The sequence below is a fragment of the Heyndrickxia coagulans DSM 1 = ATCC 7050 genome (assembly GCF_000290615.1).
Lineage (GTDB): Bacteria > Bacillota > Bacilli > Bacillales > Bacillaceae_C > Weizmannia > Weizmannia coagulans.
Map to the genome: position 1 here is coordinate 53,249 of NZ_ALAS01000107.1, position 15,892 is coordinate 69,140.

The following is a 15,892-nucleotide window of genomic DNA, read 5'->3' on the forward strand; positions in this document are numbered from 1 at the left end:
ATGGGACAATGCGTGCCCGTATGAAATCGAACGTATCTTCTTTTTTGCCCGCTTGAAAACATGTATAATAAGAATCATGTACAGGTACGAATAGGAGGCAGTTTAACATGCGTTTTGTCCATTTGCAGGTCCAAACAGCCTACAGCCTGCTGGAAAGTACGATCTCCATCCCTGAATGGGCGGCGTACGCAAAAGCGCTTCATTATGACACCCTTGCGATCACGGACCGCAATGTGATGTACGGGGCCTTCCCTTTTTACAAGGCTTGCCGCGAAAACGGCATCAAACCCGTTATCGGCATGACAGCGGATGTGATGAGCCAATTTGAACCCGGCAAAGCCTATCCGGTTGTGTTGCTTGCCAAAAACGAAACCGGCTACCGGCATTTGATGAAAATCTCAAGTGCCATCCAGACGAGGCCCGAACCCGGCATTTTCACAAAATGGCTGCGCGCCTACAGCGATGGCCTGATCGCCTTTACGCCGGGGCTTGAAGGGGAAATCGAGCAGGCGCTGTTGCGGGACGATGGACCGCGCGCAGAAGAGGTTGCGGTTTTATACCGGGAAATTTTCGGGCCGAGCTTTTATCTTGCACTTGAAAACAACGGGACAGCGCAAGCTAAGAAAGTGCTTCCCGATATGCATGCGCTGTCGGAAAAACTGGGCATCCCGGAAGTCGTTGCCGCAAATGTGAAGTACTTAAAGAAGGAAGATGCTTTTGCCCATGAAGTGTTGCGCGCGATCAAAGCCGGGGTGAAACTTACGGATGAAAACCGGCCGGGCCCGGAAAGCGGGATGTACGACTTTAAGCCGCAGCAGGAAATGGAACAGCTTTTTGCCGATTTCCCGGAAGCTTTGGCCAATACGGAAAAAATCGCAGATGCCTGCTCTGTGGAAATCAAAACGGGACAGCGGCTGCTGCCGGCGTTTCCGGTTCCGGGCGGGCAGACGGCGGATGCCTTCCTGGAAGAAGTGTGCCGCAAAGGCCTCAGCGAACGCGTGCCGAATCCGGGAGAACGGTATACAGGCCGGCTGGAGTATGAGCTGAAAATCATCCGGGAAATGCAGTTCAGCGACTATTTCCTCATTGTCTGGGATTTTATGAAATATGCCAGGGAACACGGGATTCTTACCGGGCCGGGGCGCGGTTCCGCTGCCGGCTCCCTTGTCGCATACGCGCTTTATATTACCGATGTCGACCCGGTGCAATACGGGCTTTTGTTTGAACGGTTTTTGAACCCGGAGCGCGTCTCCATGCCGGATATTGACAGCGATTTTCCGGATCACAGGCGGGACGAGATGATCCGCTATGTCGCGGAAAAATACGGCCGGCAGCATGTCGCGCAGATCATCACATTCGGCACATTTGCCGCGAAAGCCGCAGCCCGGGATGTTGCCCGGATTTTCGGCCTTGAAACAAAAGAGCTTGAACGGTTGTCGCGCTTCATCCCGTCACAGCCTGGCATGACGCTTAAAAAAGCATATGAAGCATCAAGCGCCTTCCGGGAGTGGATCGGCCAGTCGGACCAGCGCCGCAAGCTTTTTGAAACGGCCCGGCTTTTGGAAGGCTTACCGCGCCATGTTTCCACCCATGCTGCCGGCGTCATTATCAGCGGTGAACCGCTTACGGGCATCATCCCGGTGCAGGAAGGGCATGACGGCATTTTTTTAACCCAGTATCCGATGAACCATCTCGAAGAAATCGGGCTTTTGAAAATGGACTTCCTCGGTTTGCGGAATTTAACCATTCTTGAGCATATCCTCGCGGGGATCGAAAAGGGGACGGGGAGAAAAATCCGCCTCCAGGATGTGCCGCTTGATGATCCGGAGACATTTCGCCTTTTTAGTACGGGCAATACGACTGGGATCTTCCAGTTCGAGTCGGACGGCATGCGGAAAGTGCTCGAGCGGCTTAAACCGACCGAATTTGAAGACATTGTCGCGGTCAATGCGCTGTACCGGCCCGGGCCGATGGAAAATATCCCGGCCTATATTGAGCGGAAACACGGGGTGAAACCGGTCGAATATCCGCATCCCGATCTTCAGCCGATTTTGGAAAAAACATACGGCGTGATTGTCTACCAGGAACAAATTATGCAGATCGCTTCAAAGATGGCGGGCTTTTCGCTCGGGGAGGCGGATTTGCTCCGCCGGGCCGTCAGCAAAAAGAAAAGGGAAATCCTGGACGAACAGCGGCTGCATTTTATAAATGGCGCGCAAAAAAAAGGATATGAGAAAAAAACGGCGAATACTATTTATGATTTTATCGTCCGTTTCGCCAATTACGGTTTTAACCGCAGCCATGCCGTCGCCTATAGCATGCTCGCTTGCCGGCTTGCTTATTTAAAAACCCATTACCCGCTCTATTTTATGGCGAGCCTTTTGACGAGCGTGATCGGCAACGAGGATAAAATTGCCCAGTATATTCGCGAAGCGCAGCAGATGGGGATCCGGGTCTTGCCGCCTTCCGTGCAGCACAGCCATTATCCGTTTACCGTGGAAAACGGCGCCATCCGCTACAGCCTTGCTGCGATAAAAGGGATCGGATACGCCTCCATCAAAGAACTGCTTAAAGAAAGAAAACGGCGCCCGTTTAAAAGCTTGTTTGATCTTGTCCTGCGGGTGAAAGGGCTGAACCGGAAAATTTTAGAGGCGTTTGCATTTTCAGGCGCGATGGATGAATTCGGAAAAGACAGGGCTGTCTTGCTTGCCAGCATCGATGTCGCCCTTGAACATGCGGACATTATGCAGCCGGATGACGGGCAGGCGGATCTGTTCTTTGAGGATGAAGCGTTCAGCATTGAACCGAATTATGTGGAAACCGAGCCGATTTCACTGATGGATAAGCTCGCATTTGAAAAGCAATATTTGGGGCTCTATCTATCCGGGCATCCGGCCGGGCAGTACCGGCCTTTTTGGGACAAGACAGGCGTGCTTGCGGTAAGCAAGCTGCATTCGGGCATGAGGAAAATCCGGTTTGGTGCCTGCATTACGGACACAAGAACGATCCGCACAAAACAAGGCAGCCTGATGGCATTTTTGCACATGAGTGACGAAACGGATGAAATAGAATGTGTCGTCTTTCCGGATATCTTTAAAAAATACAGCCCGTTATGCCAAAAAGGGTTGATTGTGGTCGTGGAAGGAAATGTCGAAAACAGGAACGGCAAAAAGCAGGTGATTGCCCGGGGGCTGCAAGATGCCGGCCCGTTCATGCCTGCCGGCGCCACGTTATATTTAAAGATTCCGGCTGGAAAGGACCGCATGCTGCTTGTTCAAGTGAAGCAGGTGCTTGACGCTTTTCCGGGGGACTCGCCGGTCATTCTTCATTATGAAGAGGAACGGAAAACGATCCGGCTTCCGGAAAAAAGCCGGGTCCGGGCGGAGGAAGCGTGCCTCGAAAAGCTCACGGAACTGCTTGGTGAAGGGAATGTCATATTGAAATAAGTTTTTCTCTCCAGATTAATATGTTATATTGTTTAATAGGCTTGTGAATAAGAAATCGCATATCGTGCAGTGAAAACGGGGGAGTGAGGTTCATGTCATTGCGGGAAGAAGCGTTACATATGCACCGCGAACACAAAGGGAAATTGGAATCCAAGTCAAAAGTCACCGTCAAAAATGCAAAGGATCTGAGCCTGGCCTATTCGCCCGGCGTGGCTGAGCCTTGCAAAATGATCTACGACAAACCGGAAACGGTCTATGAATATACGATGAAAGGCAATATGGTCGCAGTCGTAACGGACGGCACCGCCGTTCTCGGGCTTGGAAATATCGGCCCTGAAGCCGCACTCCCGGTCATGGAAGGCAAAGCAATATTGTTCAAAAGCTTTGCCGGCGTCGATGCCTTTCCCATTTGCCTTGATACGACAGATATTGATGAAATCGTGGAGACAGTGAAACGGCTGGAACCGGTTTTTGGCGGCGTGAATCTGGAGGACATCGCCGCGCCAAACTGTTTTGTCATTGAAGAAAAGCTGAAGAAGGAAATGAATATTCCTGTTTTTCACGATGACCAGCACGGGACGGCGATTGTAACGGCTGCAGGGCTCGTGAACGCTTTAAAACTCGTTGGCAAAGAAATGTCTGAAATTAAAGTGGTGGCAAGCGGCGCGGGTGCTGCCGGCATCGCGATCATCAAACTGCTTTACAACTTTGGCGTCCGCGATATTATCATGTGCGACTCCAAAGGGGCAATTTATGAAGGGCGCCCGTTCGGAATGAACAAGGTGAAATCCGAAGTGGCCAAATATACAAACCGTGACAAAGCAGCAGGCAGCCTGGCGGATGTGATCAAAGAAGCGGATGTTTTTATCGGCGTTTCCGTGGAAGGGGCGCTGACAAAAGAAATGGTGCAGTCAATGAAAAAAGATCCGATTATTTTTGCAATGGCCAATCCGAATCCGGAAATCATGCCGGCAGATGCCAAAGCGGCCGGCGCGAAAGTCATTGGCACAGGCCGCTCCGATTTTCCAAACCAGGTCAACAATGTCCTCGCCTTCCCGGGCATTTTCAGGGGGGCATTGGATGTGCGCGCCACGCATATTAATGAAAAGATGAAACAAGCCGCCGTCCACGCGATCGCCGGTTTAATTGATGAACATGAACTGAATGCGGATTATGTCATTCCACGCCCGTTTGATCCGCGTGTTGCGCCGGCGGTTGCGGCAGCTGTTGCGAAAGCGGCGATGGAAACCGGTGTCGCCCGCATTCAGGTGGACCCGGAAGAAATCCGCGAAAAAACGAAGCAGCTTTCCGAAATTGGCAAATAAGCATCAGTTGCCGGAAGAAAAAAGCCGCCTTTTTTGCCGGTACTTCGGCAGAAAAACCGCCGGCTTGCCCGGTGGTTCCGGTGCCAGATACAGGAGGGGTAAGATTTGCTGAAAGATTTTTTTTCTAAACCGAAAAAGCGAAAATATGCGACTATCCCTTCAGACCATACAAGGCAGGAAGTTCCTGAAGGGATCATGTCAAAATGCCCGAAGTGCGGCAAAATCATGTATACAAAAGAACTGCAGAAAAATTTAAAAGTCTGCCTCCATTGCGGCTACCATTATCAAATGACCGCTTATGAAAGGGTGGAAAGCCTGCTGGATGAAGGGACGTTTGAAGAGTTCGACCGCGGCCTTGTTTCCAAAAACCCGCTTGCGTTTCCGGGTTACCTTGAAAAACTGGAAAAAGACCGCAACAAAACAAACCTGAATGAAGCGGTACTGACAGGTAAAGGCGACATTCAGGAAAGGCCGGTCGTGCTTGCTGTCATGGATGCGCAATTCCGGATGGGTAGCATGGGCTCGGTTGTCGGCGAAAAAATTACGCGCGCCATCGAAGAAGCAGACAGGCTCCATGTGCCGTTTATCATTTTCACTGCTTCAGGGGGCGCCCGCATGCAGGAAGGGATATATTCTTTAATGCAGATGGCAAAAACGAGCGCGGCGCTTGAAAGGTTCAGCCGCCACGGCGGGTTAACGGTAACCGTGATGACCCATCCGACAACAGGCGGCGTGACTGCAAGCTTTGCTTCGCTCGGGGATATCAATCTTGCGGAACCCGGTGCGTTGATCGGTTTTGCCGGCCGTCGTATTATTGAACAGACGATCCGAGAAGAACTTCCTGAAGATTTCCAGACTGCAGAATTTATTCTTCAACACGGCCAGCTCGATGCGGTTGTGAAACGCCATGACCTGAAAAAAACATTGGCAGGCATTCTGGACATCCATCAACCAACAAACGCAGGTGAATTACAATGGTGAATGAACTTGAATTTGAAAAACCGGTCATTGAGCTGAAACGCAAAATTGCCGAGTTAAAGGAATTTACAAAACAGTCGGATGTCGATTTGTCAAGCGAGATTAAAAAACTGGAAGCAAGGCTTTCCCGGCTGGAAGAGGAAATTTACGAAAACATGGATCCGTGGGACAGAATCCAGATTGCGCGTTTTCCCGAACGGCCGACATCATTGGACTATATTCAATATCTTTTTACCGATTTTCTCGAGCTCCACGGCGACCGTGTATATGGCGACGACGGGGCGGTTGTCGGCGGGATCGCAAAATTTGAGGGTCTTCCTGTCACCGTGATTGGCCAGCAGCGGGGGAAAGACACAAAAGAAAACATCCGCCGCAATTTCGGCATGCCACACCCGGAAGGCTACCGGAAAGCATTACGGCTGATGAAGCAGGCAGAAAAATTTAAACGCCCGATTATCAGCTTCATCGACACAAAAGGTGCGTATCCGGGAAAAGCAGCGGAAGAAAGGGGCATCGCTGAATCGATCGCGCGCAATTTGTTTGAAATGTCCGGGCTGTCCGTTCCGATCATCTGCCTGATTATCGGCGAAGGGGCCAGCGGCGGGGCGCTCGGCATTGGCGTCGGCGACCATATCCATGTCCTCGAAAATTCATGGTTCTCAGTGATTTCACCGGAGTCCGCCGCGGCGCTTTTATGGAAAGATGCATCGCAGGCAAAACGGGCTGTCGCCACCATGAAGATGACCGCGCCCGAGCTGAAAGAACTGGGCATTATCGATGATCTGATTCCGGAAGTAAAAGGCGGCGCACATAAAGATCCAAAAGCGCAGGCAGAGCTGATCCGCCCCGTGCTTGCCGCATCATTAAAGGAGCTGCGGGCATATGCCCCTGAAGAACTGGTGGAAAAAAGGTACGAAAAATACCGTAAAATCGGCGTGTTTTCAACGCTCGAACAGTTTGCCCGCCAGTAGCCGCAAGGATGACAGGCAACCGGCTGACTTTGTGCCGGTTGCCTCGCTTTTTACACGGTGCAATGTATACAAGCCAAAATTTTTGGCGTTCTGTTTTTCCAGCTAGTCCCTTTCTTCTAAGTGGTTGGAACGTAAAAACAGATCCTGGTTTACCGGCATGGAAACCGGGAAAAGAAAAAAGAACGCCCTTTGCTGGCAAGCGGGAAGGCTGGGGAATTGGTAGCGTATTCATACTATTCCGACACAGTTTGTTCAAAAACGCACATTTTTAAAATTTTTACTTTTTCATGATTGATTGTGAACATGCTTTTAAAGTGGTATTTTAGATATATCCGAAGGCAGACTTGGCGATACTATAGTTACTTTGCTTGATTGAAATACCGGCCTGCCATGAGAATTACATATACAGAGGTGAAGCATATGAAGCGAATTGGAGTATTGACAAGCGGCGGCGATGCACCGGGGATGAATGCGGCGGTCCGCGCGATTGCCCGTAAAGGGATTTATCACGGCCTGGAAGTTTACGGCATTCACCAAGGTTATAACGGATTGATTCAAGGAAACATCCAAAAGCTCGAAGCAGGATCTGTTGGCGATATTCTCCAGCGGGGCGGCACGGTTTTGCAGTCGGCAAGAAGCGAAGAATTCAAAACGCCGGAAGGGCAGCAAAAAGCGATCAGGCAGCTGAAAGACCATGGCATTGAAGCGCTCGTTGTGATCGGCGGCGACGGTTCCTACCAAGGGGCCAAAAAGTTGACGGAACAGGGCTTTAACTGCATTGGTGTGCCAGGGACAATCGATAACGACATCCCGGGGACGGATTTTACAATCGGTTTTGATACGGCATTGAACACAGTGCTTGATGCGATTGATAAAATTCGCGACACCGCTTCTTCCCACGAACGCACCTTTATTATTGAAGTCATGGGCAGAAATGCCGGGGATATCGCGCTCTGGTCCGGCCTGGCCGGCGGAGCCGAATCGATTATTATTCCGGAAGAAAAATTTGACTTAAAAGATATCGTGGAGCGTCTTGAACAGGGGAGAAAACGCGGCAAACGCCACAGCATCATCATTGTCGCGGAAGGCGTGATGAGCGGCAACGAGTTTGCTGAACAATTGAAAAAAACCGGTGTGATCGGCGATACCCGCGTTTCTGTTCTCGGCCATATCCAGCGCGGCGGTTCTCCGACGGCATTTGACCGCGTGCTTGCAAGCCGTCTCGGCGCAAGGGCTGTTGAACTGCTGCTTGAAGGAAAAGGGGGCCGCGCTGTCGGCATTCAAAATAACCAGCTGGTTGACCACGATATCCTTGAGATTCTCGGAAAACCGCACGCCGTTAATAAAAACATGTACAAGCTGTCGAAAGAATTGTCGATCTAACGTTTCTTAGGAGGAAATAGAATGAAAAAAACCAAAATTGTATGTACAATCGGGCCTGCCAGTGAAAGTGTGGAAATGCTTGAAAGATTAATGGCAAACGGGATGGATGTTTGCCGCCTGAACTTCTCGCACGGCAGCCATGAGGAACATCTTGCCCGGATTAAAAATATCCGTGAAGCTGCAAAAAACCAAAACAAAACGATCGGGCTTCTGCTCGATACAAAGGGCCCGGAAATCCGCACCCATGATATGAAAGACGGCGGATTCGAGCTCGTTGAAGGCATGACACCGGTCATTTCAATGACAGAAGTGCTCGGGACAACGGAAAAATTTTCGGTCACGTATGAAGGACTGATTGATGATGTGCACGTTGGCTCTAAAATTCTGCTTGATGACGGTTTGATTGAACTGGAAGTGACGGCCATCGATAAAAACGCCGGTGAAATCCATACAAAAGTGCTGAACCGCGGCGTTTTGAAAAACAAAAAAGGTGTCAACGTCCCGGGTGTCTCCGTGAACCTTCCGGGCATTACCGAAAAAGACGTGAGCGATATCCTGTTCGGGCTTGAACAAGGCATTGACTTCATTGCGGCTTCATTTGTACGCCGGCCGTCTGACGTTTTGGAAATTCGCCAGCTCCTTGAAGAACACGATGCTTTACATGTGAAAATTTTCCCTAAAATTGAAAACCAGGAAGGCGTCGACAACATCGATGAAATCCTAGCTGTATCGGACGGCTTAATGGTTGCCCGCGGTGACCTCGGCGTTGAAATTCCGACCGAAGCGGTACCGCTCGTGCAAAAAGAGCTGATCAGAAAATGCAATACGCTCGGCAAACCGGTGATTACCGCAACGCAAATGCTTGATTCGATGCAACGCAACCCGCGCCCGACCCGCGCGGAAGCAAGCGACGTGGCCAACGCCATTTTTGACGGCACGGATGCGATCATGCTTTCCGGCGAAACGGCAGCCGGGAAATATCCTGCTGAAGCGGTTAAGACGATGTACAATATTGCGGTTCATGTGGAAAAAGCAATTAACCACCGCGATATTCTGAACAAGCGCAGCAAGAGCACGGACCATAATATGACAGACGCTATCTGCCAGTCCGTTGCCCATACGGCTTTAAATCTTGATGTGAATGCCATTATTGCGCCGACTGAAAGCGGCTATACGGCACGCATGATCTCCAAATACCGCCCGGCGGCCCCAATCATTGCTGTCACGAGCGATCCGAAGGTACAACGCGGCTTAACTGTTGTGTCCGGCGTATACCCACAATTGGGCACAAAGGCAAACAATACGGATGAAATGCTTGAAATTGCAGTGGAGGAAGCGTTGAAATCCGAAATCGTCCATCACGGCGACCTTGTGATCATTACAGCAGGCGTCCCGGTTGGTGGGAAAGGCACCACCAACCTGATGAAAGTGCACCTGATCGGTGATATATTGGCAAAAGGCCAGGGAATCGGCAGAAAATCGGCATTCGGCCCGGTCATCGTTGCTGAAAGCCCTGAAGAAGCAAACGCAAAGGCAACAGAAGGTTGTGTGCTCGTCACGAGAACGACCGACAAAGAAATCATGCCGGCCATTGAAAAATGCGCCGCGCTGATTACGGAAGAAGGCGGCTTGACAAGCCATGCTGCAGTTGTTGGCATCAATGTCGGCATTCCGGTCATTGTTGGCGTTGAAAAAGCCGTTTCCATTTTTGAAGACGGGCAGGAAGTTACGGTAGATGCGGCAACCGGCTCGGTTTACAACGGCCATGCGACTGTATTGTAAGTAAACTAAAAAAAGCGCAGAGGCATCCGGCCTCTGCGCTTTTTATATTGCTTTTTTGCCCATAATATAGTTCCAAATGTCATGGAACACATGGGCACGGATCAATGCGGTCAGCAACACGAGCGTAATCGGCCCGAGAATCAGGCCGAGAAACCCGACTGTTTTAAATCCGATAAACAGGGCAATCAGCGTCGCGAGCGGATTCATTCCGATGCTGGACGATAAAATTTTTGGCTCCATAATCTGCCTTTGCACGATCACGACAATGTAAAGGACGGTTAGCCCGATCGCAAGCGGCAGGCTGCCGGTAATGAATTCGTAAATGATCCACGGGACAAACACAACGCCCGTTCCCAAATACGGAAGAATATCGACAATACCGCAAACAAGGGCGATCGTAATCGCGTAATTCACACGCAAAATCAAAAGCCCGATCAGCACAATGACAAGTGTCATGGAAATCAATGTCAATTCAGCGCGGATAAAACCGAACAGCGCATTGCGCAGGTCGGCAAACACGGTGATCCCGCTTTTTCTTGCTTTTTTCGGCAGCAACAGCTTTCCTTTGCCTGTCAAATGGTTCCAGTCTTTGCTGATGAAAAACGTTGCAAGCAGGGCAAAAATCAGCACGGTTGCCGCATTTGGAATCCAGGAAACAAGCCCCGGCAGTTTTTTAAACAGCCCGGACAGGAAATCGCCTGCTGAAGAAGCGATCTTTTGCCCGGCTGCCTGGATGTTTTGCACGATCGTTTCCTGCTGGCCGGCATCGAGATTTTTAAAGAGGCCCGCCAGCTTGTCGTACAGCGGCAAAACTTGTGCGGTGACAAGCGATTCCGAATAATTGACAAGCGTCTGGACATGCTCCGGCAAAACGTCAGCAAGGTAATTCGCCCCTGTTACAATCTCGGCAACAAGCAGCGTAATGATGCCGACAAAGACACTAATGATCAGGATCAGGGATATGATAACAGCAAGCGCCCGCGGAAGTCTCACCTTTTTGTCCAGAAAATTGACGAGCGGGTTGATCATAAGCGCGATCAACAGGGCAATAATAAACGGATAAGCGTATTTTACAGCCAGATAGACTGCAAAAAAGCCAACCAGGATGCACAGTGCAACAAAAAGGCCCCGCAGCGCGCGGTGTATGTAAACGGAATTCAAGTCTGACCCTCCTGTTTTCGTTAATATGTTATTATTTTACACGGCGGGGCGTGTAAAACAAAGAAAAAGCTGTTTTTTTTTGATAGATTTTCTATTTCCATCTTTGCCAAAAATTCAGAAAAAATACCCGGCGCCATAAGATTTTCAGCATGAAAGAAGGGATATATATGTACCAGCCGTATTTGTTTTTGCTGCTGCTTTTAGCGATAGGATTTGCGGCAAAAAACCAATCGTTAATCATTTCAGTTATTGTGCTACTTGTCTTGAAAGTGGCAGGGCTGGATGCAAAAATTTTTTCAACCGTCCAGTCGAAAGGGATCAACTGGGGCGTCACCATTATTACGATTGCCGTCCTTGTGCCGATTGCAACCGGGCAGATCGGCTTTAAAGATTTGTATGAATCACTCAAATCGCCGTATGCATGGATTGCACTTGCATCCGGCATCATTGTCGCGCTTCTGGCCAAAAACGGCATCACCCTGCTTGCGAGCGACCCGCAAATTACGACGGCGCTCGTGCTTGGCACCATTCTCGCCGTTTCTTTGTTTAAAGGGGTTGCGGTCGGGCCGCTGATCGGCGCCGGCATTGCCTGGATGGCCATGAAAATTGTCGAATGGGTGACAAACAGTTTTTAGCCGGGAGAAATTTGCAGGTCATATAAAAACCGTTGAAAAAAAGACTTTTCAACGGTTTTTCTCCTGTTGGCCACAGAAAGGCGCATGCTAAAATCAAAATGATTGCCAGGGCGGCTGCAAAAGCGCTATACTAAAAGAAGAAATTTGGCTTTTTTCTGTACCAATATGTTTGAAAATTGTTTATAATGATTTATGTAAGCGGGCACATGTACGTCAAAAAATAGACAAATATAATTATTATATTATAATAGAGTATGTGATCGCTTGCATATTGCCGGCCGGCAACCGTTATTTATTCTGCAGAAAAATATATACCCCGAAATCAACTTATCTACGTTTGAGATGGGGGAAACAACTTTTTAAGGAGAAGGAGAGATAAGCATGGCAGCAACAAGAGGTCTGGAAGGGGTCGTTGCAAGTGAAACTTCAATCAGCTCGATCATCGATGACACGCTTACATATGTCGGCTACAGCATTGATGATTTAGCGGAAAAAGCCAGCTTTGAAGAAGTCGTCTACCTGCTGTGGCATTTAAAACTGCCGACAAAATCCGAACTGGAAACATTTAAGCAGGAACTGGCGGATCATATGGATTTGCCGAATGAAATTTTGGATAGCTTTAAAACCTACCCGATCGGGAAAGCGCACCCGATGGCCGCGCTCCGCACCGCTGTTTCCGCACTTGCGCTGTACGATGATGAAGCAGATGCAATGGACCGGGAAGCAAACTTGCGCAAAGCCATCCGGCTGCAGGCAAAAATACCGGCAATTGTTGCCGCTTTCGCAAGAGTCAGGAAAGGCCTGGAACCTGTCGCGCCGCGCAGAGATCTCGGTTTTGCCGCAAACTTCCTGTACATGTTAAAAGGAAAGGAACCGGAACCGATTGAAGTGGAGGCCTTTAATAAAGCGCTTGTGCTGCATGCGGACCATGAACTGAACGCATCTACTTTTACTGCACGCGTTTGCGTTGCGACGCTTTCCGACATCTATTCCGGCGTTACCGCTGCAATCGGCGCATTGAAAGGCCCGCTCCACGGGGGCGCAAATGAGCAGGTCATGAAAATGCTCACCGAAATCGGCTCGGCCGATAAAGTGGAAAATTACCTGCATGAAAAATTCATGAAAAAAGAAAAAATCATGGGTTTTGGCCACCGCGTTTACAGAAAAGGCGATCCGCGCGCAAAACACCTAAAAAAAATGTCGGAAAAATTGACAGAGCTGACCGGACAGCGTAAATATTATGATATGTCGGTAAAAATTGAGCAAATTGTCACGAGCGAAAAAGGCATTCCTGCCAATGTGGACTTTTATTCCGCATCTGTCTACCATTGCCTTGGCATCGACCATGATCTGTTCACGCCGATTTTTGCCGTCAGCCGCATTTCCGGATGGATTGCCCATATTCTGGAACAATACTCCAACAACCGGATTATCCGCCCGCGCGCGGAATATATCGGCCCGGGCATGCGCCAGTACGTTCCGCTCGAAGACCGGTAACGCAAACCTAGGCGGGGAATCCCGGCTGAAATTTTTCGCGATTTTTTAAAACGCCCGCCCGTGCCTTTCAATCTTTCGGGGACGGGCAAGCGTGCGCTTTTTGGAGAAGGACCGGCCTGTGGCCATTCACGGGGCCGGCCCATTCCGTGTACACCACAAGTATAAACTGATATTGGGACTGGAGGAGATTTTGAAATGGCACAAGGAGAAAAGATCACCGTAGAAAACGGCGTATTAAACACACCGAATCACCCGATTATTCCATTTATCGAAGGGGACGGCACAGGCCCTGATATTTGGGCGGCTGCACAGCGCGTATTGGATGCGGCTGTTGAAAAGGCCTATAAAGGCGAAAAGAAAATTGTCTGGAAAGAAGTCTATGCAGGGGAAAAAGCATTCAATAAAACAGGGGAATGGCTGCCGCAGGAAACGCTTGACACGATCCGCGAATATTTCATTGCCATTAAAGGGCCGTTAACCACTCCGGTCGGCGGCGGGATCCGTTCGCTGAATGTTGCGCTGCGCCAGGAACTCGACTTATTCGTCTGCCTGCGCCCTGTCCGTTATTTTGATGGCGTCCCTTCCCCGGTCAAACGCCCGCAGGATACCGATATGGTCATTTTCCGCGAAAACACGGAAGACATTTATGCCGGCATTGAATATAAAGAAGGTTCGCCGGAAGTGAAAAAAGTCATTTCGTTTTTGCAAAATGAAATGGGCGTAAAAAAGATCCGCTTCCCGGAAACTTCCGGCATCGGCATCAAACCGGTATCGAAGGAAGGCACGGAACGGCTGGTGCGCGCCGCGATTAACTATGCGATCAAAGAAGGACGCAAATCCGTTACGCTCGTACATAAAGGCAATATCATGAAATTTACGGAAGGCGCGTTTAAAAACTGGGGTTATGAACTGGCGGAAAGGGAATTCGGCGATAAAGTCTTTACCTGGTCCGAATACGACCGCATTAAAGAAGAAAAAGGCGCGGATGCTGCCAACCAGGCGCAGAAGGAAGCAGAAGCAAACGGCAAGATCATCATCAAAGATGCGATTGCCGATATTTTCCTGCAGCAAATTTTGACCCGCCCGCGCGAATTTGATGTCGTGGCAACGATGAACTTAAACGGCGACTACATTTCGGATGCGCTCGCCGCACAAGTCGGCGGCATCGGGATTGCCCCTGGCGCGAACATCAACTATGAAACCGGCCATGCCATTTTCGAAGCGACGCACGGAACGGCGCCGAAATATGCCGGCTTGGATAAAGTGAACCCTTCATCTGTTATTTTGTCGGGTGTTTTGATGCTCGAACATCTGGGCTGGAATGAAGCGGCAAAATTGATTACCGGTTCGATGGAAAAAACGATCGCTTCCAAAGTTGTCACATACGACTTTGCCCGCCTGATGGATGGCGCGAGGGAAGTCAAATGCTCTGAATTCGGCGATGAACTGATCAAAAACATGGCGGAATAACGGACAAATGATTTACGGCAGGCCGGCTCTGCCTTTTTGACAGCCGGCTGACACTTAAACAAAGGAGGCTCGTCATGCTGAAAAGGAAAAAAATATCGGTTATTGGCGGCGGTTTTACAGGGGCGACAACGGCATTTCTGATTGCCCAAAAAGAACTGGGGGATGTGGTGCTCGTTGACATCCCGCAATTGGAAAATCCGGTAAAGGGGAAAGCCTTGGACATGTTTGAAGCATCCCCGGTACAGGGGTTTGATGCCAGGATCACCGGCACGTCGGATTATGCAGGCACAAAGGATTCCGATATCGTCGTCATCACCGCGGGCGTTGCGCGCAAACCGGGGATGAGCCGGGATGACCTCGTCCAGACAAACCAAAGGATCATGGAAAACGTGACAAAGGAAATTGTAAAATACTCGCCAAATGCCGTGCTGATTGTACTGACGAATCCGGTTGATGCGATGACTTACACCGTTTTTCAAACATCCGGTTTTCCGAAAAACCGTGTAATCGGCCAGTCGGGTGTCCTCGACACGGCAAGATTCCGCGCTTTCGTCGCAGAGGAACTGGACGTCTCCGTCAAAGACGTTACCGGTTTTGTGCTCGGCGGCCATGGCGATGAGATGGTGCCGCTCGTCCGCTATTCTTACGCAGGCGGCATTCCGCTTGAAACATTGATTCCAAAAGAGCGCCTTGATAAAATTGTGGAACGGACAAGAAAAGGCGGCGGGGAAATCGTGAACCTGCTTGGCAACGGCAGTGCTTATTATGCGCCGGCATCGGCATTAACGGAAATGGTAGAAGCCATTGCCAAAGACCAGCGCCGCATCCTGCCCGCCGTTGCTTATCTCGAAGGCGAATACGGCTATAACGGCATTTATCTCGGCATTCCGGTCATTTTGGGCGGCAACGGCCTTGAAAAAATCATCGAACTCGATTTGACACCGGAAGAAAAAGCAGCGCTTGACAAATCCGCCGCTTCCGTCCGGAAAGTCATGGATGCACTCGTATAAACAGAAAAATTCTGCTCCAAATCCGCACGAAGGGTTTGGGGCTTTTTTTCGTGCCTGCTCCTTTAAAACCTGCCGGAAAAAGCGATGATCGCGCCTTTCCCGGCGGCAACAGAGCGGCAATATTTCGTTTCTTTTTTTTAAAAGCGGTATGTGTAAAATTTTACTCGAAGGGCAGATGAGTGGAAAAAAATGGGAAGACGCTCTATCATTTAAATGTACGCTTGTGGGCGAATA

General features: G+C 49.9%; 11 protein-coding genes. 10 read left to right on the forward strand and 1 reads right to left on the reverse strand.

Features of this window, described 5'->3' with window-relative positions; all coding sequences use genetic code 11:
* The first annotated feature begins 107 nt into the window (after positions 1-107).
* The 6 genes from dnaE (at position 108) to pyk (ending at position 9,885) form a co-directional block, all read left to right on the forward strand.
* A complete protein-coding gene (dnaE, locus tag IC21_RS05235; protein WP_029141415.1) occupies positions 108-3,446 on the forward strand; it encodes a DNA polymerase III subunit alpha in 3,339 nt (1,112 codons plus the stop codon).
* A 92-nt stretch (positions 3,447-3,538) separates the two neighbouring features.
* Complete coding sequence (ystJ, locus tag IC21_RS05240; protein WP_029141414.1) at positions 3,539-4,771, forward strand: NADP-dependent malic enzyme; 1,233 nt, start codon at positions 3,539-3,541, stop codon at positions 4,769-4,771.
* A 105-nt stretch (positions 4,772-4,876) separates the two neighbouring features.
* Positions 4,877-5,752, forward strand: coding sequence for an acetyl-CoA carboxylase, carboxyltransferase subunit beta (gene accD / locus IC21_RS05245; protein ID WP_017554741.1), 876 nt, complete (start codon positions 4,877-4,879; stop codon positions 5,750-5,752).
* A complete protein-coding gene (accA, locus tag IC21_RS05250; RefSeq protein WP_017554740.1) occupies positions 5,746-6,720 on the forward strand; it encodes an acetyl-CoA carboxylase carboxyl transferase subunit alpha in 975 nt (324 codons plus the stop codon). Before accD ends, accA begins: the two co-directional genes overlap by 7 nt.
* Positions 6,721-7,140: 420 nt before the next feature.
* Positions 7,141-8,103, forward strand: a complete 963-nt coding sequence (pfkA, locus tag IC21_RS05255) for a 6-phosphofructokinase (RefSeq protein WP_029141413.1) — start codon at positions 7,141-7,143, stop codon at positions 8,101-8,103.
* Positions 8,104-8,124: 21 nt separating this feature from the next.
* Positions 8,125-9,885: a pyruvate kinase gene (gene pyk, locus IC21_RS05260; protein WP_029141412.1), complete on the forward strand. Its 1,761-nt coding sequence runs from the start codon at positions 8,125-8,127 to the stop codon at positions 9,883-9,885.
* 42 nt (positions 9,886-9,927) lie between these two features.
* Here pyk and ytvI read toward each other — a convergent pair whose 3' ends face one another.
* A complete protein-coding gene (gene ytvI / locus IC21_RS05265; RefSeq protein ID WP_029141411.1) occupies positions 9,928-11,046 on the reverse strand; it encodes a sporulation integral membrane protein YtvI in 1,119 nt (372 codons plus the stop codon).
* Positions 11,047-11,213: 167 nt separating this feature from the next.
* Here ytvI and IC21_RS05270 point away from each other — a divergent pair, with 167 nt between their 5' ends.
* From IC21_RS05270 to mdh, 4 genes are all read left to right on the forward strand, one after another.
* Positions 11,214-11,681 (forward strand): DUF441 domain-containing protein, encoded by a 468-nt coding sequence (locus IC21_RS05270; protein ID WP_014097750.1) that lies wholly within the window; start codon positions 11,214-11,216, stop codon positions 11,679-11,681.
* Positions 11,682-12,062: 381 nt separating this feature from the next.
* A complete protein-coding gene (gene citZ, locus IC21_RS05275) occupies positions 12,063-13,178 on the forward strand; it encodes a citrate synthase (protein ID WP_019720741.1) in 1,116 nt (371 codons plus the stop codon).
* Positions 13,179-13,373: 195 nt separating this feature from the next.
* Entirely contained in the window at positions 13,374-14,648 is a 1,275-nt protein-coding gene (gene icd, locus IC21_RS05280) for an NADP-dependent isocitrate dehydrogenase (RefSeq protein WP_013859914.1), read from the forward strand.
* A gap of 74 nt (positions 14,649-14,722) precedes the next feature.
* Positions 14,723-15,658 (forward strand): malate dehydrogenase, encoded by a 936-nt coding sequence (gene mdh, locus IC21_RS05285; protein ID WP_019720742.1) that lies wholly within the window; start codon positions 14,723-14,725, stop codon positions 15,656-15,658.
* Positions 15,659-15,892 lie beyond the last annotated feature (234 nt).

Coding starts and splice junctions, on each gene's coding strand:
- icd (WP_013859914.1), top strand. CDS start 13,374: ATGGCACAAGGAGAAAAGATCACCGTAGAAAACGGCGTATTAAACACA.
- dnaE (WP_029141415.1), top strand. CDS start 108: ATGCGTTTTGTCCATTTGCAGGTCCAAACAGCCTACAGCCTGCTGGAA.
- accA (WP_017554740.1), top strand. CDS start 5,746: ATGGTGAATGAACTTGAATTTGAAAAACCGGTCATTGAGCTGAAACGC.
- mdh (WP_019720742.1), top strand. CDS start 14,723: ATGCTGAAAAGGAAAAAAATATCGGTTATTGGCGGCGGTTTTACAGGG.
- pyk (WP_029141412.1), top strand. CDS start 8,125: ATGAAAAAAACCAAAATTGTATGTACAATCGGGCCTGCCAGTGAAAGT.
- ystJ (WP_029141414.1), top strand. CDS start 3,539: ATGTCATTGCGGGAAGAAGCGTTACATATGCACCGCGAACACAAAGGG.
- citZ (WP_019720741.1), top strand. CDS start 12,063: ATGGCAGCAACAAGAGGTCTGGAAGGGGTCGTTGCAAGTGAAACTTCA.
- pfkA (WP_029141413.1), top strand. CDS start 7,141: ATGAAGCGAATTGGAGTATTGACAAGCGGCGGCGATGCACCGGGGATG.
- IC21_RS05270 (WP_014097750.1), top strand. CDS start 11,214: ATGTACCAGCCGTATTTGTTTTTGCTGCTGCTTTTAGCGATAGGATTT.